The organism is Lentzea flaviverrucosa (assembly GCF_003350445.1).
GTDB classification, from domain to species: domain Bacteria; phylum Actinomycetota; class Actinomycetes; order Mycobacteriales; family Pseudonocardiaceae; genus Lentzea; species Lentzea californiensis.
Genome location: NZ_QQAU01000005.1, coordinates 245,677 through 264,884 on the forward strand (window position 1 = coordinate 245,677; position 19,208 = coordinate 264,884).

Below are 19,208 nucleotides of genomic sequence, written 5' to 3' on the forward strand. Positions count from 1 at the left end.
ATGGCGAAGATCGCTGGGGCACCGATCTCCTGGGGCGTGTGCGAGGTTCCCGGGTGGGGCGAGGTGCTGCCCTCGGACACCGTTCTCGCCGAGATGCACTCCCTGGGCCTCACCGCCACCGAACTCGGCCCGCCCGACTACCTGCCGGCCGACCCCGACCAGCTCAAGACGCTGTTGGGCAGCCACGACCTCACCCTGGTCGGCGGCTTCCTCGCGGTCACGCTGCACACCGGTGCCCAGTCCACCCTGGACGAGGCGGACCGCGTCGCCGCGATCCTGAAGGCGGGCGGCGCCGAGGTCCTGGTGCTCGCCGCCGCGACCGGGCTCGACGGTTACGACGAGACACCGAAGCTCACCGACGACGAGTGGAACACCCTCGTCGCCACCTGCGCGAAGATCCGGGAGATCGCCGCCGGGCACGGCCTCCAAACCGTGCTGCACCCGCACGTGGGCACCCACGTCGAACGGGAGGCGGAGGTCGACAGGTTCCTCGCGGACTCCGATCTCCAGCTCTGCCTGGACACCGGCCACCTCCTCATCGGTGGCACGGACCCGGTCGAGCTGGCGCGCCGCTACCCGGACCGGATCGGTCACGTGCACCTCAAGGACGTGCGTGACGAGATCGCGGCGAAGGTGCGCAGCGGCGAGCTCAGTTACACCGATGCCGTGGAACAGGGCATCTACGTGCCGCTCGGGGACGGCGACGTGGACGTGGAAGCGCTGGTGAAGCTCGTTCAAGAGGCGGGCTACACCGGTTGGTTCGTGCTGGAGCAGGACACCCAGCTCAAGCACGGAAGTCCAGTGGACAAGCCACTGAAGGACACCGGGCGCAGTCTCGCGCACCTCAGCAAGATCCTCTGAAGGGACTGGAGACGATGAAGTCTCGTCTGGTCATCCGCGCGGGCGTTGCTCTCGCCGGTGTTGCTCTACTCGCCGCCTGCAGCGGTCCCACGGGAACCAACACCTCAAACACGCAGAACAACAGCGCACCGGCCACCGGGGACCTCAAGGTCGCCGTCATCACGCACGGCACCGCGGGTGACGCGTTCTGGAGCGTCGTGAAGGTCGGTGCCGAGGACGCGGCCAAGCAGCTCGGCGTCGGCGTCACCTACAACTCCGACGGCGACCCCGGCGCCCAGGCCAAGCTGATCGACAACGCCGTGTCGCAGAAGGTCGGCGGCATCGTCGTGTCGATGGCGAACCCGGACGCGCTCAAGACGTCCATCGACAACGCGGTGAAGGCCGGCATCCCGGTCATCACGATCAACTCCGGCAGCGCGAAGAGCGCGGAGTTCGGTGCCATGGCGCACGTCGGCCAGGAGGAGTCGATCGCCGGTGAGGAAGCCGGCAAGAAGCTCAAGGCCGCCGGCAAGACCAAGCTGCTCTGCGTGATCCACGAGGCCGGCAACTCGGGCCTCAACCAGCGTTGCGACGGTGCCCGCAGCGGTTTCGGCGGTGCGGTGGAGAACCTCCAGGTCGACATCTCCAACCCGACCGACATCGAGGCCCGCATCAAGGCCAAGCTGCAGTCCGACACCGCCGTCGACGGCGTGCTGGCGCTCAACCCGCAGGTCGCCGTGAACGCGGCCTCCGCGATCAAGGGCGCGAGCTCCAAGGCGCAGGTCGCGACGTTCGACCTGAACGCCGACGTGGTCAGCTCGATCAAGGCGGGCGACGTGCTGTTCGCCGTCGACCAGCAGCAGTACCAGCAGGGCTACCTGCCGATCGTGATGCTGAAGCTCTTCAAGGACAACGCCAACACCCTCGGTGGCGGCAAGCCCGTCCTCACCGGTCCCGGCTTCGTCGACAAGTCCAACGTGGACAAGGTCGCGGAGTACGCCAAGAACGGCAAGAGGTAAGGAGGAGGCGGGGAGATGACCGTGACGGCCACAGCTCCACCGGCTGCCGACGAACGGCTGGGCAAGCCCAGGGCGATGGATCAGCTGATCAAACGCCCGGAGATCGGCGCCATGCTCGGCGCACTGCTGGTGTTCCTGTTCTTCTCCGTGGTCACCGAGCAGTTCCTGAGCGTGGGTGGTGCCGCCACCTGGCTGGACGACGCCTCCATGCTCGGCATCATGGCCGTCGCGGTGGCGATGCTCATGATCGGTGGCGAGTTCGACCTGTCCGCCGGCGTCATGACCGCGTCCACCGCGCTCGTCACGGCTCTCCTCGCCACCCAGCTGGGACTCAACGTCTGGCTGGCGTTGCTGGTGTCGCTCGCCTTCGCACTGGCGGTGGGCGCGCTGAACGGCTGGCTCGTGATGCGCACGGGCCTGCCGAGCTTCATCGTGACGCTGGGCAGCTTCCTCGCGTTGCAGGGCCTCAACCTCGGCATCACGCGCCTGGTGACGGGCAGCGTGCAGGTGTCGGGCATGCGCGAGGCCGCCGGGTACGAGTCGGCGGGCTTCCTGTTCGCCTCGACGTTCCAGATCGGCGGCACGAGCTTCTACGTGTCGATCATCTGGTGGGTCCTGTTCACCGTCGTCGCGTCGACGGTGTTGATGCGCACCAAGTTCGGCAACTGGATCTTCGCGATCGGTGGTGCCGCGCAGAGCTCGCGCGCGGTCGGTGTGCCGGTCGTGCGGTCGAAGATCCTGCTGTTCATGACGACGGCGTTCGCCGCGTGGCTCGTCGGCTCGATCAACATCCTGCGGTACGCGAGCGTGCAGGCGAACCAGGGCATCGGCCTCGAGTTCCAGTACATCATCGCGGCGGTGATCGGCGGGTGTCTGCTCACCGGAGGCTTCGGTTCCGCGGTGGGCGCGGCGATCGGCGCACTGATCTTCGGCATGGCCCGGCAGGGCATCGTCTACGCCGGCTGGAACAGCGACTGGTTCCAGCTGTTCCTCGGCGTGATGCTGCTGGCCGCCGTGCTGGTGAACAACATGCTGCGCCGCCGAGCGGAAAGGGTCCGGCGATGACGTCCCTCATCGAGACCGAGAACATCGGCAAGACCTACGGCAGCGTCATCGCCCTGAGCGATGTGTCCACCGTGGTCAACGCGGGTGAGGTCACCTGCGTGCTCGGCGACAACGGCGCCGGCAAGTCGACCCTGATCAAGATCCTGGCCGGTGTCCACCAGCACGACCAGGGCTCGTTCAAGGTCGAGGGCGAGGAGATCAAGTTCTCGTCGCCCCGCGAAGCCTTGGACCGCGGCATCGCGACCGTGTACCAGGACCTCGCGGTGGTGCCGCTGATGTCGGTGTGGCGCAACTTCTTCCTGGGCTCGGAACCGACGACCCGCTTCGGTTTCCTGGACAGCAAGAAGGGCAAGGCGGTCACCAGGAAGGCGTTGTCCGACATGGGCATCGACCTCCGCGACGTCGAGCAGCCGGTCGGCACGCTGTCCGGCGGCGAACGGCAGTGCGTCGCCATCGCCCGCGCGGTGCACTTCGGCGCCAAGGTGCTGATCCTGGACGAGCCGACGGCCGCGCTGGGCGTGAAGCAGGCAGGAGTGGTGCTGAAGTACGTGGCCCAGGCGCGTGATCGCGGCCTCGGCGTCGTGCTGATCACCCACAACCCGCACCACGCCTACCCGGTCGGCAACCGGTTCCTGCTGCTCAAGCGCGGCCGTGCGCTGGGCAGCTACGAGAAGTCCGAGATCGACATCAACGAGCTGACGCGCCAGATGGCCGGCGGCGCCGAGCTGGAGGCGCTGGAGCACGAGCTGCGGGGTGCCGAGGCGTGACGTCTCTAGAAGTGCTGACCGTGGGCCGGGTCGGGGTGGACCTGTACCCGGAGCAGTCCGGGGTGCCGCTGGCCCAGGTCAGCACGTTCGCCAAGTCGCTCGGCGGGACCGCGACCAACGTCGCGGTCGCCGCCGCGCGGCTCGGCCGTCGTGCCGGTGTGCTCACCAAGGTCGGCCCGGACGGCTTCGGCACCTACGTCCGCGAGGCGCTGGAAGGCTTCGGGGTGTCGTCGAAGTACGTCGGCACCTCGCCGGACCTCCTGACACCGGTGGTGTTCTGCGAGCTCAACCCACCCGCGGACCCGCCGCTGCTGTTCTACCGCCTGCCGGTCGCGCCGGACCTCACGATCGGCGAGGACGACGTGCCGTGGTCGCTCACGCGCGAAGTCCCGCTGCTGTGGGTCACCGGCACCGGGGTCTCCGCCGAGCCCGCTCGCACGTCGCAGCGGATGATGCTGGCGAACCGGGCCCGCAGCGGGCACACCGTGCTGGACCTGGACTACCGCCCGATGTTCTGGCCGGACGTCAAGACCGCGCGTGCCGAGATCAGCTGGATGCTCGACCACGTGACGGTCGCCGTCGGCAACCGGACCGAGTGCGAGATCGCGGTCGGCACGTCCGATCCCGATGAAGCCGCTGATCGGCTCCTTGGGCACGGAATCTCGCTGGCGCTGGTCAAGAAGGGCGCCGAGGGCGTTCTCGTGGCCACGCCCGAAGGTCGCTGGACCGTCGAGCCGAACCCGGTCGAGGTCGTCTGCGGGCTCGGCGCCGGTGACGCGTTCGGCGGCTCGGTGGTGCACGGCCTGCTGTCGTGCTGGGACCCGGTGAAGATCGCCCGGTACGCCAACGCCGCCGGTGCGATCGTCGCCTCCCGCCTGGCCTGTGCGGACGCGATGCCCGACCAGGAAGAGATCGAGGACCTGCTGTGATCACCGATGGCCAGTGGCGCGAACTGTTGTGGCGGCGGGCCGAGGACCCCGGCTCGATCAGACGGGCCTACCAGTCGCGCAAGCGGCGGAACTCGTTGCTGAACGGCAAGTCCACGCTGTTCCTGGTCGCGGCGGACCACCCGGCGCGCGGTGCGCTCGGCGTCGGCGGCGACCCGATGGCGATGGCCGACCGGCGCTCGCTGCTGGCCCGGTTGCTGACGGCGTTGGCGAACCCCGACGTCGACGGTGTGCTCGGCACGCCGGACGTGATCGAGGACCTGTTGCTGCTGGACGGCCTGAACGACCGCGTGGTCATCGGCTCGATGAACCGCGGTGGCCTGGCCGGTGCGGACTGGGAGATCGACGACAGGTTCACCGCCTACGACGCGTCGTCCATCGCGACGTTCGGGCTCGACGGCGGCAAGATGCTGCTGCGCCTGGTCGACTCCGACCCCGGCACGATCCCGACGCTGGAAGGCTGCGCGCGAGCCGTCACCGAACTCGCCGAGCACGGCCTGATGGCGATGGTCGAACCGCTGCCGTACAAGCGTGACCACAACGACAAACTGGTGCTGCAGAAGGACTCTGCGGCTCTCTCCCGTGCCTCGGCCGTCGCCGCCGGACTGGGATCGACCTCCGCGTACACGTGGCTGAAGCTGCCCGCGCCGGAGGAACCGGAGATCGTGCTGGACACCACCGCGTTGCCCGCGCTGGTGCTCGGTGGCGTGCCGTCCGCGAACCCCCAGGACGACCTCGCGTCGTGGGGCCGGTCGCTGGGCCATCCGACCGTGCGCGGCCTGGTCGTCGGCCGGGCGTTGCTCTACCCGCCGGACGGCGACGTAGCTGCTGCCGTTGCCGCCGCCGCCGAAATCCTGCGTACCGCGAAGGGGGTCACGGAATGACCTTGCACCGTCCACACGGGACTCTCTCGACCTCGACCGACGTCATCTACCTGACGCCGGAGGACGCGAGCTGGACCTACACCGGCCTGCGCGTGCTGAGGATCGAGGCCGGCTGGGTGCGCACGATCGAGACCGGCGAGTTCGAGGCGTTCGTGCTGCCCCTCGCCGGGTCGCTGACGGTCGAGGTCGACGACGAGCGGTACGAGCTGCAGGGCCGTGAGTCGGTCTTCACCCGCGTCACGGACTTCGCGTACGTGCCGCGCGACGCCTCGGTCAAGCTATCCTCTGTGGACGGCTGCGAGATCGCACTTCCGATGGCACGCTGCGAGAACCGCCTGACGCCGAAGTACGGCCCGGCCGACGGTGTACCCGTCGAGGTGCGCGGCTCCGGCAACGCGACCCGCCAGGTCACGAACTTCGGTGTGCCGGGTGTGTGGGACCACGCGGACAAGCTCAACGCGTGCGAGCTGATCACCCCGGACGGCAACTGGTCCTCGTACCCGCCGCACAAGCACGACGAGTCCGAGCCGTGCGAGGTGAACAACGAGGAGATCTACTACTTCCGCATCGCCGACCGTGATCAGGTCACCCCGTCCCGCACGGGTTTCGGCTTCCACCGCACCTACACCGACGACGGCGCGATCGACGAGGACGTGACCGTGCGGGACGGCGACGTCTTCCTGATCCCACGCGGCTACCACGGCCCGTGCGTCGCGGCGCCGGGATATCCCATGTACTACCTGAACGTCCTGGCCGGTCCGGGTTCCGAGCGCTCGATGGCGTTCTGCGACGACCCGGCCCACACCTGGATCCGCGACAGCTGGGCGACGCAGGAACTCGATCCCCGTTGCCCCGTCACGACCGCAGAGGGGCGGGCCAAGTGAAGCTCACGACCGCGCAGGCGCTGGTCCGCTGGATGCTGGCCCAGCGCACCGAACTCTTCGACAGCACGGTCGCGCCGCTGTTCCCCGGCGTGTTCGCGATCTTCGGCCACGGCAACGTCCTCGGCCTCGGCAACGCGCTGGAGGAGGTCCGCGACCGGATCCCGGTGCGGCGCGGGCACAACGAGCAGGGCATGGCCCTGGCCGCCGTCGGCATCGGCAAGGCCACCCACCGCCGCCAGGTCGGCGTCGCCACGTCGTCGATCGGCCCCGGCGCGCTGAACATGGTCACCGCGGCCGGCGTGGCCCACGCCAACCGCCTGCCGCTGCTGCTCCTGCCGGGCGACACGTTCACCGGCCGCGCCCCGGACCCCGTTCTCCAGCAGGTCGAGCACTTCCACGACCCGACCGCCACGGTCAACGACGCCTTCCGCGCGGTCAGCCGCTACTTCGACCGCATCACCCGTCCCGAACAGCTGCTCTCGACGTTGCCCCAGGTGGCCAGGGTCCTGACCGACCCGGCCGACTGCGGCCCGGTGACGCTGGCGCTGCCGCAGGACGTCCAGGCGGAGTCGTACGACTTCCCCGACGCGCTGTTCGCCCCCGTGATCCACCGCCCGCTGCGCCAGCGCCCGGACCTGCTCGCCCTGGCCGAAGCCGCGTCGGCGATCCGCAACGCCTCCCGCCCCCTGCTCGTCCTGGGCGGCGGCGTCCGCTACTCGGGCGCCGCGGGCCGCGCTCTCCGCTTCGCCGAACAGCACAACATCCCGGTCGTCGAAACGACGGCGGGCCGGACGCTGGTCCCGCACGAGCACCCGCTGCACGCCGGCCCGCTGGGCATCACCGGCTCGACCTCGGCCAACGTCCTGGCAGGCGAGGCGGACCTGGTCATCGCCGTGGGCACCCGCCTGCAGGACTTCACCACCGCGTCCTGGACCGTCTTCTCCCCGGACGCCCACCTGCTCTCCCTGAACGCGGCCCGCTTCGACGCCGTGAAGCACGGCTCGTTCGCCCTGGTCGCCGACGCCGACGAGGGCCTGCGCGAACTCACCGACGTCCTGGGTTCCTGGCAGGCTCCTGCGGACTGGGCAGGCCGCGCTCAGACCGAACGCGGGAAGTGGGACGCCCACATCACCTCGCTGCGCACACCGTCCACCGCTCTCCCGACGTACGCCCAGGTCGTCGGCGTCGTGAACGACGTCAGCGAACCCACCGACTACGTCATGACGGCGTCCGGCGGGCTCCCCGGCGAACTGATCGGCGGCTGGCGCGCCACCGGCGAGTCCACGATGGACGTCGAGTACGGCTTCTCCTGCATGGGCTACGAACTGGCGGGCGCCTGGGGAGCCGCGATCGCGCACACCCAGGGCGTCGTCACCACGCTGCTCGGCGACGGCTCGTACCTGATGCTCAACTCCGAGCTCTTCTCGGCGGCCTTCGCGGGCCACGGCTTCGTGGCCGTCGTCTGCGACAACGACGGCTACGCCGTGATCCACCGCCTGCAGACGGGCCAGGGCGGCGCGGGCTTCAACAACCTGTACGCCGACTGCACGACCGGCCACCCCGAACCCCCGCGCACCGACTTCGCCGCCCACGCCTCAGCGATGGGCTGCGCGGTCTTCCCGGTCGACTCGCTGGCCGACCTCGAAGGCGTCTACCGCAAGGCGCGGGAGGTCGCGGTCGCCGAGAAGCGCCCTGCCGTCGTCGTGATCCGCACGCACCCGTCGTCGTGGACCGAGGCAGGGGCCTGGTGGGAGGTCGGGGTGCCCGAGGTCTCGCACCGGTCGGAGATCGCCCAGGCCCGCGAGGAAGTGCTGGAGGGCAAGGTCAAGCAGGTCCGCTATCTGAGCTGAACTCCAACAGCGGATACCGCCGGACGGTGGTCATCGCGAGGATGACTCTCCGTGAGCAAGCGGATGTTCAGGCTCGGGGCGGTCACCCTGTTCGTGCTCGGTGTCGTGCTGCTGGTGCCGCAGACCGCTCCGCGATCGACGTCGCTGCTGCTGCTGGGCGGAGTCCTGGTCGTCGTGGGTGGTGCGCTGGGCTGGCACCAGGTCAGGGACGGCCAGGTCATCGACCGGTACCGCCGCGCCGTCGAGGACCTCGGCAGTGACCACGCCGAGGTCAGGCTCGGCGGGCTCCACTCGCTGGAAGAGGTCGCGAAGGACTCGGCCAGGAGCCGGCTGCTCGTGGACGACACCATCGGGGACTTCCTGCGCGAACGATCTCCGTGGACCGCCGCGGAGCAGTCGCCGGCCGTTGTCGGAAGTCCGGCGCCGGACGTCGAGACGGCTGTGGTGATGCTCACCCGCAGGCCCGGCGCGGCGGTCGACCTGTCGCACGTCGACCTGCGCGGCGCCGACCTGGGGAAGCTGGAGCTGGCGGGAGCGGTGTTCCGCCGGGCGAACCTCGCCGGTGCGCGACTGCTCGGGACCCGTCTGGACGACGGTGTCCTCGATGCCGCGGACCTCCGCGCCGCGGACCTGCGGGGAGCCTGCCTGCGCAGGGCCTCGCTGCGGGTCGCCTGCCTCGAAGGCGCCGACCTCCGCGCCGCCGACCTCACGGACGCGGACCTGCGCGGCGCCGACATGCGCGCCGTCAACCTGGACAAGGCGGTCCTGACCGGGGCGCGCGTCAACCGCGGGACGCTGTGGCCTCCGGACTTCACGCCCGCCCGTGTCTCTGCGTCGCTGTTCAGTGACTGAGATCCCTCACATCCGGGAACAACGCGCCGGCCTCGGCCCTTGAAATATTCGTAGCGAAACGAACGTTCTGAGGGAGCTTTCCGTGAGCCTGTTGTTCTCCCCGCTGACCCTGCGCTCGGTCACCCTGCCGAACCGCATCGCGGTCAGCCCGATGTGCCAGTACTCGGTGACGAAGGAGGACGGCGTGCCGACCGATTGGCACCTCGTCCACCTGGGTTCCCGCGCGGTCGGAGGCGCCGGCCTCGTCATGGCCGAGGCGACGGCGGTCGAGCCGCGCGGCCGGATCTCGCCGCAGGACACCGGCATCTGGAACGACGAGCAGGTCGAGGCCTGGAAGCCGATCACGAGGTTCATCAAGGAGCACGGCTCGGTGCCCGCGATCCAGCTCGCGCACGCCGGGCGCAAGGCGATCGGTGACTGGGTGCCGGTGGCGCCGACGACCGAGCCGTTTCCCGGCGGAAACACGCCGGAGAAGCTCGAGAACCACACTGGGATCGTGAAGGCGTTCGTCGACGGCGCGCTGCGGGCGATCGAGGCCGGTTTCGAGGTCCTGGAGGTCCACGCTGCCCACGGCTACCTGCTGCACGAGTTCTACTCGCCGCTCACGAACGAGGGCAGCATCGAGGAACGCATCGCCCTGCCCGTCGAGGTCACCGCCGCCGTGAGGGCAGCGGTCGGCCCGGAGGTGCCCGTGATCGTGAGGATCAGCGGCACCGACTGGGTCGACGACGGCTGGACTGCCGACGACAGCGTTGTGCTGGCACAGGCGCTCAAGGCCGCGGGTGCGGACCTGATCGACGTGTCCAGCGGTGGCAACACCGCGCAGGCGGAAATCCCGATCGGGCCCGGCTACCAGGTGCCGCTGGCCGAAGCTGTGCGACGCAAGGCAGACGTGCCCACGGGTGCGGTCGGCCTGATCACCGAGGCGACTCAGGCCGAACAGATCTTGACTGACGGTTCCGCCGACCTGGTCCTGCTCGCGCGCGAACTGCTCCGCGACCCGTACTGGCCACTGCATGCGGCACAGCAGCTGGGTGTGGAGGTCAGGGCGCCGAAGCAGTACGCCAGGGCGTTCTGAAAGAGCCCTCAGAGTTCAAGGGCTGGGCGCCGGTGAACCGGACGCCCAACCCTTGAACTCCGAAGGCTGAATTCAGCGACGGTAATCGTCGTAGTCGTCGTACGGGTCGTCGTGTGGCTCATCGCCACCACTACTCCCGTTCGGCGACCTTTCATCAGTCGACAGCTCGCGCTGCAACGCAGCGAAGTCGGTCTCATGAGAGCTGTATTTGAGCTCCCTGGCGACCTTCGTCTGCTTGGCCTTAGCTCGGCCGCGCCCCATGGCTCGACCCCCTCGCACAGGGACGGGGGCGGCCGGGGGAACGGCGGCCCCACTCGTCTCGACAACTGATTCCTGGTAACTACCGTACCGTGCCGATGGGGTTCCTCGCGACGCGGTAGGCGTGACACGTACCGCCAAATCTCGCGGCCCCCCTCGCGTGGAAGGATGCACACGTGCCAAGACCGTTCGTCGCCTACCTACGGGTGTACGAACCGTTATCGGTGTTGGACGCAAAGCTAGCTTCCAAGGTCGAAAAAGCCCTGGAAGCGGGCCCTGTCCCCCGGTCGGAGGTAGGAGACCGGGAAAGAGAGCTGTGGTTGCGATCACAGTTGGGACAAAAGCTCCTCCCGGGCGAGTCGTACGACGTGATGACGATCAGTCCGGCCGAGGTTCCGACCTCCGAAGCCGCCCGTGTCGGTCCCGGGCCGCTCGTCTGCCCGCTCGACCTCAGGGCCCGTTCCGCCGCCGCTCTGGTCGGCTTCCTGGCCTCCACGCCGCGGATCCTGCAGGACGAGGCACTCAGCCTCTCGTCGGAAACGGTCCGTTCGCGCGCGTCCGCCGTGATGGCCGAGCTCTCCGCGGGCGCGGTCCACGTGATCTCCACGACCTGGACGATCCCGCTGCCGTGGTTCGCCCTCGTCGACCCCGCCCAGCGCCGCGTGGTGCTGGCCAGCGCCCAGGACGACCCGGAGCGCCAGGTGTCGTGGCGCGTGGCCATGGCCGACGCCAGGCGGCGGATCGCGCGGGCCCTCGAGGTCGTGAAGCGTTCGCTGGGCGATGACGGGCCGGCCAAGGTCCTCGCCGACACGGGCCGCTGGCTCGAGCACTTCCACCCGCACTCGGCCGTCGAGCTCGACTACGGCGGCCTGGTGCAGCTGCTGGAGGACAAGGACCTCCTGGAGGACACCTCGGCGGCCGACGTGAACGCCATCATCGACGCCCTCGAAGCGGACGACGCCGAGGAGGTCGCGTTGCGCTACGAGACGCTGCGCGAGTTCTGGGGCGAACTGGCCCGCAGGGAACGCCACGGCTGAAGCAGAATCCGCGCGGCTACGGCGGCCACCGCTGCCAGCACCATCGCGGCGGGCCACGCCACGTGCACCGCGACGAAGCTCGCGACGAACGGCGTCAGTGCCGCGCTCAGGTAGTTCGCCGAGTTCTGCATGGCGATGGCGGTGGCGCTGCGGCCCTCCGGCGCGAGCTCACCGGCCTCGGTGACCGCCAGCCCGTTCCAGCACAGCGCGAACAGGCTGGTCGGGACGAGGACGGCGATCAGCAACGGCAGCGGCGCCTGGTCCAGTGCCGCGACCAGCACGAATCCGACCGCCGTGAGCACGGAGATGATCTTCAGCGGCCCGATCCGGCTGCGTGCGCGATCCGACCACACGCCGACCGCCAGCCGTCCGGCACCGCCGAGCAGCTGCGCCACGGCGAAGACGGCCGCTGCCGCCGTCACGCTCATGCCGCGGTGTCCGTGCAGGAGGGGCACCAGCAGTGCCGTGGCGGTGAACTGGGGCACCACCAGCAGCCCGCTGGCGAGCGACAGCCGCAGCAACCGGAGGTCCTTGAGCACCAGCCCGTGGTCCGTGCCCGCCCGGACCGCGCCGGGTGGTTCCCGGACCAGCAGGGCCACCGCCAGTGCCACGAAGGCCGTCACGCCGGCGAGCGCGACGAACGCCGTGGGGATCCCGGCCGAGATCGCGATCCCGGGCAGGACGGCCGCGGTGAGCGCGGCGCCGAGCGGGGTCGCCGTCTGCCGGACGCCCATGGCGAGGCCGCGCGACTCCCGGCTGAACCACGACATCACCGCACGGCCGCTGGCCGCGTTGACGCTGGCGCCGAACAGCCCGGTGCCGAGCAACGCGAGACCGGCGATCCAGGCGTTGCCCAACGCCACGGCGAGAAGACAACATGCGGCACCCACGCCGCCGATGGTCATCACGAGCCGTTCGCCGCGTCGGTCCGCGACGACGCCCCACGGCACGAGAGCGATCATCGTGCCGAGGTTGACCGCACCGAGAAGTAGCCCGACCTGGGGCAAGGTGAGGGAGAAGTGCTGCTGGAGCTGCGGGCTGATCGCGGGCAGGCCGAGGAACACGGCCGCGTTCGTGCCCTGCGCCAACGCCCCGACGGACAGCACGACCCAGCGATACCCCATGGGGGCACGCTAGGTCGGCTGCTCAGTAAGTGGAAAGCTCGTCTTATCTCTTGGGACGGTGGTGGCCGCGCTCGGCGGCCAGCAACTCGTCCACCGACGCACTCCCGCGCTGGTAGCGCGCAGCGATCTCGGCGTTGAGCCGGTCCACGACCACCTGCACCTCGCGCCGCCGCACCGACACGGACGCCTCTTCCGAGATGAGCGTCTCCAGCACGTCGCCGAGGCGATCGTCGGTCAACGAGCTCACGTCGGAGAGATCCACGTCGGAGATGAGCGCTTCGACGTGCCGGTGGTGCGCATCAGCCCGTGACGGCTCATGGGTCTGATACCGGCCGAGACCGGTCGCGGGACCCACGGCGTTTGTGGAGAGGATGGTGGCCAACTGGTCGACCACAGCCGAGCCGCCCGAGCTGCGGCGCTCCTGTTCCGCACGCACGATGTCGATCCGCGCGTGCAACAACCGCCGCAGGTAGGACAGATCTGTCTCTTCCTGCGCAGCTTCGTCGCGGAGTTCGCGCACCTCGACGAGCGGGCGCTGCTCGACGCCCTCCGTGTAGTCGGGGGCGAGCACCCTGTCGATTCGGCGGCGCCCGCCAGGACGCACCTCGATCACGTGTCCATCCTGCGGTAGATCCTCCCTACCCGCCAACACATCCCATGCACCAAACTTGTCTCAAATGTGCACGCCCAGCAGTTTTCGCGCCTCGTCCGGGGTCAAAACGGGTCGCTGGGCGATCTTGGAGAGACCTGCGGCACGTGCCACGAGCTGTGCGTTGTCCCGCACCGGCACCCCCCGCGAGTAGCTGATGGTGTCTTCCATACCCACTCGGAGGTGGCCACCCGCACCCAAAGCGGTGAACATCACGGGAAGGGTCGTCCGGCCGATGCCGGTGGCGGAGAACGTTGCCCCGTCCGGCAGGGCGTTCACCGCGGCGACCAGCGTCGCGGCGTCACCGGGCATCCCGCCGGGTACGCCCATCACGAAGTCGACGTGCACGTGACCGCCCGCGGGCAGGCCGTGCTGGTCCAGCAGGCGCTTGAGCGACGCGAGCTGCCCGATGTCGAAGATCTCGTACTCCGGGACGATCGAGCGCTCCTGCATGCCCTTGTGCAGGGAGACGATGAACTCCCAGCGGTTCATGAACACGTCGTCACCGAAGTTGACCGTGCCCATCGTGCAGGACGCCGAGTCCGGCATCGCCTCGAGCACGCGCAGCCGGTCCGACTCGGGGTCGTGCACCGACCCGCCCGTCGAGAGCTGCACGACGAGGCTCGTCTCGGAGCGCAACGCCTCGACGGTGGCCTTCAACCGGCCGAGGTCCAGCGACGGCTTCGCGTCCTCGCCACGGATGTGGACGTGGATCATCGCCGCGCCGACCTGCTCGCAGCTCTGCGCCGTCTTGACCAGCTCTTCCAGGGTCACCGGAAGCTGCGGGACGTCGGCTTTCGCGTGCTCCGCTCCGGTGGGAGCGACAGTGATCAGCGTGCCCTGTGACATGCACCGGACTTTAGCGGTCCGGTCACCAACCTCCACCGTCGCTTTCGGCGCTCAGCAGGGCGCCTCGCGACACCGCCCCCGCACCCCCATGTGCCCGATATGAGGGGCGCGGGGGCGGCGTCACGATGCACCCGTCTGACCGGCGAAAGCGCAGGTGGAGGCTGGTGACCGGACCGCTGGGCTCAGCCCCGCAAGTTGCGAACAGCTTCCCGGCCCAGACCGGGCGTGTCCGCGGGCACCGAGTCGGGGTCGATTCGTGCCGGAACCTCCCGTTCGGGAGCGCCTGCGACGAGTTCGGCCTCGATCGGTACGGACCGTTTGACCAGCGCCAACGCGACGGCGCCGAGTTCGTGGTGCAGGGTCACGGTGCCCACCCGGCCGACCACGCGCCCGTCCAGCGTCACCGGGTCGCCGGTCTCCGGCTGGGCGTCGGCAGAACCATCCAGGTGGAGTAGGAGCATCCGCCTGGGCGGGCGTCCCACGTTGTGGACCTTCGCGACCGTCTCCTGGCCCCGGTAGCAGCCCTTGCTCAGGTGCACGGCCGGGTCGATCAGGCCGACCTCGTGCGGGATCGTGCGCTCGTCGGTGTCGATGCCCTGCCGGGCGCGCAGCGACTCGACCCGCAGCGCCTCGAACGCGTAGCTGCCCGCCGGACGTGCGCCCGCGTCGGTGATCCGCTGCCACCAGTCAGTGAGCTCGGCCCGCGGGACCAGCAGGTCGACCGCGTCCCGGCCCGGCCACGACGCCCTGCGCACGAAACCCTCGCCGAGCGCGTCCACGTTCGACGGCATCGGGATGCCGAGCTTCTCCAGCAGCGCGGGCGTCTCCGGCCCGGTGATCGTCAGCAGCGCGAACTCCGCCGTGGCGTCGCGCGGCTCCACCTTGGACCAGAAGACCATCTTCTTCAGGTACGCGAGCAGGTCGTCGACCTTCTCGACGTCGAGGAACACCGTGCCGCCGACGTTCGCGACGACCATGTGGTGCTCCAGGCGGCCCTGGGCGTCGAGGATCAGCGCCTCGGTCGCCACGCCCTCACCGAGCTGCTCGAAGTGCTGGCTCGTGAGCTGGTGCAGCCACTTGAGCCTGTCCTCGCCGGGGATCGCGATGACACCGCGGTTCGAGCGGTCGACCACGACCACCGAACGGGCGGCGGAACGCTGTTCGGCGAACGGGTCGCCGTAGTGCCAGGCGACGCCGGCATCCGTGGAATCGTCGGGCGGCGGGACGGCTCCTGGGAGGGTCACTCGATCTCCTGCTCCTGCTTCAAACAGTCGCGGCACGTGCCGGACAGCGCGAGATGGCTTGCATCAAGTTCGAACCCGTCGCGCTCCCGCAATGTTCCGACCAACGGGTCGAGAAGCTCACACGGGATTTCCTGGATCGAACCGCACACGTGGCACACGAGGTGCACGTGCCGGTGATCTTCGACCGAGTAGCTCGGCGCACCGTGGCCAAGGTGCGTGTGCCGAACCAGTCCGAGCCGGTCGAGGAGATCTAGCGTGCGGTAGATGGTGGTGATGTTGACCGTCGGCGCCGTCTCCTGGACGCGCTGACAGATCTGCTCGGGTGTCGCGTGTTCCAGCGACCTGACCGCGTCCAGCACGAGCTGACGCTGCGGCGTCATCCTCATACCGCGGTCGTGCAGCGTTTTGCGCAGGCCTCTTGCGGTCTCCACGTCAACCATGTTAGTTGCCGCTAGTAGGCTCGGCGCATGCGCGTGCTGGCACTGCTCGACGGAACCCTCGCTGACCCCGACTCGCCGCAGATCCGCGTCGAGGACCTCGGACTCATACGCGGCGACGGCGTGTTCGAAACGATCCTCGTGGTCGACGGGAAGCCCCGCGAACTCACGCCCCACCTCGACCGGCTCGACAGGTCCGCGGCCATGCTCGACATGCAGCCCCCTCCGCGTGCGGAGTTCGAGCGCGCGGTCGAGCTCGTCATCGGCAACTGGACCGGCGGCGAGGAGTTCGCGCTCAAGCTCGTCTACACCCGCGGCGTCGAGGGCGGCGACGGCACGCCCACCGGGTTCGCGCTCGGCATGGAGATCGGCGCGAAGGTGCTCAAGCAGCGCGTCGAGGGCCTGTCCGCGGTGACCCTGGACCGGGGCATCGACGCGGACCTCGCCGACCGCGCGCCGTGGCTGCTGCTGGGCGCGAAGTCGCTGTCGTACGCGGTCAACATGGCCGCGCTGCGCGAGGCCGAGCGCCGCGGTGCCGCCGAGGTCGTCTTCACGACGTCCGACGGTTCGGTGCTCGAGGGCCCGACCTCGACGCTGATCCTGGTGCGCGGCAAGACCCTGGTCACGCCGCCGTCGAAGCTCGGCATCCTGCCCGGCACCACGCAGTACGCGTTGTTCCGCGCCGCCGAGCGCGCCGGCTGGACCGTGCTCGTGGAGCCGATCCAGACCGGCGAGCTCTACGACGCCGAGGGCGTCTTCCTCGCGTCCAGCGTCCGCAAGATCACGCGGGTGACCGTGCTGGACGGCAAGCAGCTGCCCGACTCGTCGGCCCTGCTCACCGAGCTGCAGGACCTGTACGAGTCGGAGTACTGAGCTACCTGCGTCACCTGAGTCCGGCGTCGACCGCGGCCATCAACGGGCCGCGGTCACCCGACATCTCCCAGAACATCGCGCCGAGCAGGTTCTTCGACTTCAGCCACGCGGTCTTCTTCTGGATCGACCACACGTCGTCGAAGGTCCACCACTGGTTGCCGGTGTAGCAGGACGTGGCCACGGCGACCTCGTCGTGGAACACGGTGCAGTTCGGCACGGACGCGACGAGGTTGGCGTACCCGCGCGTGCCCGACTCCTCCGGGAACTGCCCCGTTGCCGCACCTCCCGCGGTCTGCCACTCACCGTTCTTGCCGCCGTTGACCACGTTCTGCCAGCCGCGGCCGTAGAACGCGAGCCCGAGCGTGATCTTGCGCGACGGCACGCCCGCGTCGAGGTAGGCCTGGACGGTGCTCTCGACGCTGAACTTGGTCGTGTACGGGTCGTCCGGGTCCGGGTAGAGGTTGCCCTGGTGGCCGGTCCTGTTGGGCTCCCACGAGTTGTCGCTGCCGGAGCCGTGGAAGTCGTAGCCCTGGACGTTGAAGATGTCCATCGACTGCGCGACCCGCCCGAGCTCCCAGCCCGCCTCGATCTTGGCGGGGTCGGCCGGGGTGAACGCGGTGAGCTGGTAGCGCTTGCCCGTGGTGGTGCTGTACGCGTCCATCTGCCGGCGGAACTCCTCGATCAACAGGGTGTTGTTCACCTTGTCCTGCGGGCCGAAGTGGTTGCCCGCGTGGCCTTCCGCGCCCGGCCACTCCCAGTCGAGGTCGAAGCCGTCGAAGATGTTCGCCGCGGTGCCGGGGCCGCCGGCGCCGTTGTACACGGGCAGGTTGCCCTTGAGGTAGACGTCGATGCACGACGCCACGAACTTCTTGCGCGCCGCGTCCGTCGCCGCCACGTCCGAGAAGTACTTGGAGTACGTCCAACCGCCGAGCGAGATCAGCACCTTGAGGTTCGGGTGCTTCGCCTTGAGCTTCTTGAGCTGGTTGTAGTTGCCGCGCAACGGTTCCCAGCCGCTGTCCGCGACGCCGTCCACGGACTGCGCCGCGCTCATCGGCCTGCTGTAGTCGGCTTCCGCGTCGCCCGCGCCGTCACCCTGGTTCGGGTCCTGCGGGTTCGGGCTCGTGCCCTTCGTGACGCCGTGCAGGCACGTCAGGTTGACCGGGTCGATGTTGCCGAACGCGTAGTTGACGTGCGTCATCTTCGCGGCGTCCATGTCCTTCACGAAGTACTGGCGTCCGTAGATGCCCCACTGCACGAAGTACCCGACACGGGCGTAGCCGCCGACGATGTCACCAGTGCGCTCGTTCAGCGCGTTGCTCGCGGCGGACACGTTGTCGTAGAGGTCCCGTGCCTTGACGGTGAAGGTGTAGTTCGTGGACGGCGACAGGCCGGTGACGACCGCTGTTGTGCCGGAGACCGTCGTCTTCACGGTCGTGCCCACGTAGACGTCGTAGTTCGCGACCCCGCTGTTGTCCGTGGAGGCGTTCCACGCCAGCGTGACGCTGCCCGCGTCCTTCGCCGTCGAACGCAGGGTGCCCGGCGCGGTCGGGGGCGTGGTGTCGTTGGCCGGGTTGTTGGTGGTGACGCTCAGCGTGGTGCTCGGGGCGCTTTGAGTTCCCTTGGTGTCCTTGGCCCGCACCGTGAACGAGTACGCGGTGTTCGGGTTCAGGCCGCTGATGATGGTCGACGTCGTGGTGGAGCTGCCGGCGAGGTTTGCGCCGTTGTAGACGTCGTAGCCGGCGATCGGCAGCGAGCCCGGTGTGGAGGCGTTCCACTGCAGGCCCACCGTGCGCGTGGTCTTCGTCGGCGACGCGAGACCCGTTGGCGTGCCAGGCGGAGTGTCCGCGCTGCCGTCGCAGTTGGCGTTGTTGATCCGGCACGTCACCGGGTCGGTGTTCTGGCTGATCGAGAACGCCGGGCTGTACGGCTCGGTGCTCGCGCCGGCGTTGATGGTCTTGTTGTAGTGCGCCGGGGTGATCGTGACCTGGTTGCCGTTCTGGGCGACCGTGCCGTTCTGGCCGTTGCTCACCGTCACACCGCTGGGCAGCGTGAAGGAGATGGACCAGTCGGAGACGGCCGCGGCGGAGTGGTTGCGGACGACGAACTTCGCCGCGCCCCCGGCCACCGAGTACTCGGCGGTCAGCCCGGTCGGCGCCGGCGGTGCGGTGCCGCTGCCGTCGCACGCCATGTTGTTGATCGTGCAGGCGGTCGGGTCGGCCGCGGCGCTCAGCGTGAACGCCGGGCTGTACGGCTCGGTGTTGCGCCCCGGCGGCAGGTTGTTGATGTAGAAGGCCGGAGTGAGCGTCACTCGCGTGCCGTTCTGGGTGATCGTCGCGTTCTGCGGGGCGCTGGCCGTGACACCGGCCGGCAGGTCGAACTTGACCGACCACCCGTTGAGCGCGGTCGTGCTCGCGTTGGCGACGACGAACTTGGCACTCGTGCCGGTGCGGGAGAAGGTCGCGGTGATGCCCGTGGCGGCGTTTGCAGGGGACACCAGGGCCAAGGCGGCTATCAGAACTGCTAGCAGGGCAGGGATCCGGCGCATGCGGAA

Annotated in this window: 19 protein-coding genes; 12 read left to right on the forward strand and 7 right to left on the reverse strand. The window is 69.3% G+C overall.

The genetic code is table 11. From position 1 onward, the window contains the following. From DFR72_RS17910 to DFR72_RS17955, 10 genes are all read left to right on the forward strand, one after another. Positions 1–861 (forward strand): TIM barrel protein, encoded by an 861-nt coding sequence (locus DFR72_RS17910; RefSeq protein ID WP_090066102.1) that lies wholly within the window; start codon positions 1–3, stop codon positions 859–861. 14 nt (positions 862–875) lie between these two features. Continuing rightward, on the forward strand, positions 876–1,859 hold the full coding sequence (locus tag DFR72_RS17915; protein ID WP_090066101.1) for a sugar ABC transporter substrate-binding protein: 984 nt from the start codon (positions 876–878) through the stop codon (positions 1,857–1,859). A gap of 15 nt (positions 1,860–1,874) precedes the next feature. After that, the gene (locus DFR72_RS17920; RefSeq protein ID WP_090066100.1) at positions 1,875–2,924 is read left to right on the forward strand and encodes an ABC transporter permease; all 1,050 of its coding nucleotides are present in this window, start codon (positions 1,875–1,877) and stop codon (positions 2,922–2,924) included. Continuing rightward, complete coding sequence (locus tag DFR72_RS17925; RefSeq protein ID WP_090066099.1) at positions 2,921–3,691, forward strand: ATP-binding cassette domain-containing protein; 771 nt, start codon at positions 2,921–2,923, stop codon at positions 3,689–3,691. Before DFR72_RS17920 ends, DFR72_RS17925 begins: the two co-directional genes overlap by 4 nt. Next, positions 3,688–4,620, forward strand: a complete 933-nt coding sequence (gene iolC / locus DFR72_RS17930; RefSeq protein WP_090066098.1) for a 5-dehydro-2-deoxygluconokinase — start codon at positions 3,688–3,690, stop codon at positions 4,618–4,620. The genes DFR72_RS17925 and iolC overlap by 4 nt, the downstream gene beginning before the upstream one ends. Beyond that, a complete protein-coding gene (locus DFR72_RS17935) occupies positions 4,617–5,522 on the forward strand; it encodes a Cgl0159 family (beta/alpha)8-fold protein (protein WP_090066097.1) in 906 nt (301 codons plus the stop codon). The genes iolC and DFR72_RS17935 overlap by 4 nt, the downstream gene beginning before the upstream one ends. Next, positions 5,519–6,406 (forward strand): 5-deoxy-glucuronate isomerase, encoded by an 888-nt coding sequence (iolB, locus tag DFR72_RS17940; RefSeq protein WP_090066096.1) that lies wholly within the window; start codon positions 5,519–5,521, stop codon positions 6,404–6,406. The genes DFR72_RS17935 and iolB overlap by 4 nt, the downstream gene beginning before the upstream one ends. Then, entirely contained in the window at positions 6,403–8,256 is a 1,854-nt protein-coding gene (gene iolD, locus DFR72_RS17945; protein ID WP_090066095.1) for a 3D-(3,5/4)-trihydroxycyclohexane-1,2-dione acylhydrolase (decyclizing), read from the forward strand. Before iolB ends, iolD begins: the two co-directional genes overlap by 4 nt. Before the next feature lie 51 nt (positions 8,257–8,307). Beyond that, complete coding sequence (locus DFR72_RS46945; protein WP_090066094.1) at positions 8,308–9,108, forward strand: pentapeptide repeat-containing protein; 801 nt, start codon at positions 8,308–8,310, stop codon at positions 9,106–9,108. A gap of 82 nt (positions 9,109–9,190) precedes the next feature. Then, positions 9,191–10,186 carry an NADH:flavin oxidoreductase/NADH oxidase gene (locus tag DFR72_RS17955; protein WP_090066093.1) on the forward strand — a complete coding sequence of 332 codons (996 nt, stop codon included), beginning with the start codon at positions 9,191–9,193 and terminating at the stop codon, positions 10,184–10,186. Between the two features lie 72 nt (positions 10,187–10,258). Here the strand turns inward: DFR72_RS17955 and DFR72_RS17960 are convergent, their stop codons facing one another. Continuing rightward, positions 10,259–10,447: a DUF3073 domain-containing protein gene (locus DFR72_RS17960; RefSeq protein ID WP_030477845.1), complete on the reverse strand. Its 189-nt coding sequence runs from the start codon at positions 10,445–10,447 to the stop codon at positions 10,259–10,261. Positions 10,448–10,620: 173 nt separating this feature from the next. On the opposite strand from DFR72_RS17960, the gene DFR72_RS17965 reads away from it, so the two are divergent. Continuing rightward, positions 10,621–11,481 (forward strand): DUF8083 family protein, encoded by an 861-nt coding sequence (locus DFR72_RS17965; RefSeq protein WP_090066092.1) that lies wholly within the window; start codon positions 10,621–10,623, stop codon positions 11,479–11,481. Here DFR72_RS17965 and DFR72_RS17970 read toward each other — a convergent pair. From DFR72_RS17970 to DFR72_RS17990, 5 genes are all read right to left on the reverse strand, one after another. Continuing rightward, entirely contained in the window at positions 11,424–12,605 is a 1,182-nt protein-coding gene (locus DFR72_RS17970; RefSeq protein WP_090066091.1) for an MFS transporter, read from the reverse strand. The two genes, DFR72_RS17965 and DFR72_RS17970, sit on opposite strands and share 58 nt — an antisense overlap. Before the next feature lie 43 nt (positions 12,606–12,648). After that, positions 12,649–13,218, reverse strand: coding sequence for an RsiG family protein (locus DFR72_RS17975; RefSeq protein ID WP_090066090.1), 570 nt, complete (start codon positions 13,216–13,218; stop codon positions 12,649–12,651). A gap of 60 nt (positions 13,219–13,278) precedes the next feature. Next, on the reverse strand, positions 13,279–14,103 hold the full coding sequence (locus tag DFR72_RS17980) for a beta-keto acid cleavage family enzyme (protein ID WP_090066089.1): 825 nt from the start codon (positions 14,101–14,103) through the stop codon (positions 13,279–13,281). A gap of 182 nt (positions 14,104–14,285) precedes the next feature. Further along, positions 14,286–15,347 carry a CAF17-like 4Fe-4S cluster assembly/insertion protein YgfZ gene (ygfZ, locus tag DFR72_RS17985; RefSeq protein ID WP_090066088.1) on the reverse strand — a complete coding sequence of 354 codons (1,062 nt, stop codon included), beginning with the start codon at positions 15,345–15,347 and terminating at the stop codon, positions 14,286–14,288. Further along, a complete protein-coding gene (locus DFR72_RS17990; protein WP_425459900.1) occupies positions 15,344–15,733 on the reverse strand; it encodes a Fur family transcriptional regulator in 390 nt (129 codons plus the stop codon). Before DFR72_RS17990 ends, ygfZ begins: the two co-directional genes overlap by 4 nt. 81 nt (positions 15,734–15,814) lie before the next feature. Here DFR72_RS17990 and DFR72_RS17995 point away from each other — a divergent pair, with 81 nt between their 5' ends. Next, positions 15,815–16,657, forward strand: a complete 843-nt coding sequence (locus DFR72_RS17995) for an aminodeoxychorismate lyase (protein ID WP_090066086.1) — start codon at positions 15,815–15,817, stop codon at positions 16,655–16,657. Between the two features lie 10 nt (positions 16,658–16,667). On the opposite strand, the gene DFR72_RS18000 is transcribed toward DFR72_RS17995, so the two are convergent. Next, positions 16,668–19,202 carry a glycosyl hydrolase family 18 protein gene (locus tag DFR72_RS18000; RefSeq protein WP_090066085.1) on the reverse strand — a complete coding sequence of 845 codons (2,535 nt, stop codon included), beginning with the start codon at positions 19,200–19,202 and terminating at the stop codon, positions 16,668–16,670. Between the last annotated feature and the right edge of the window lie 6 nt (positions 19,203–19,208).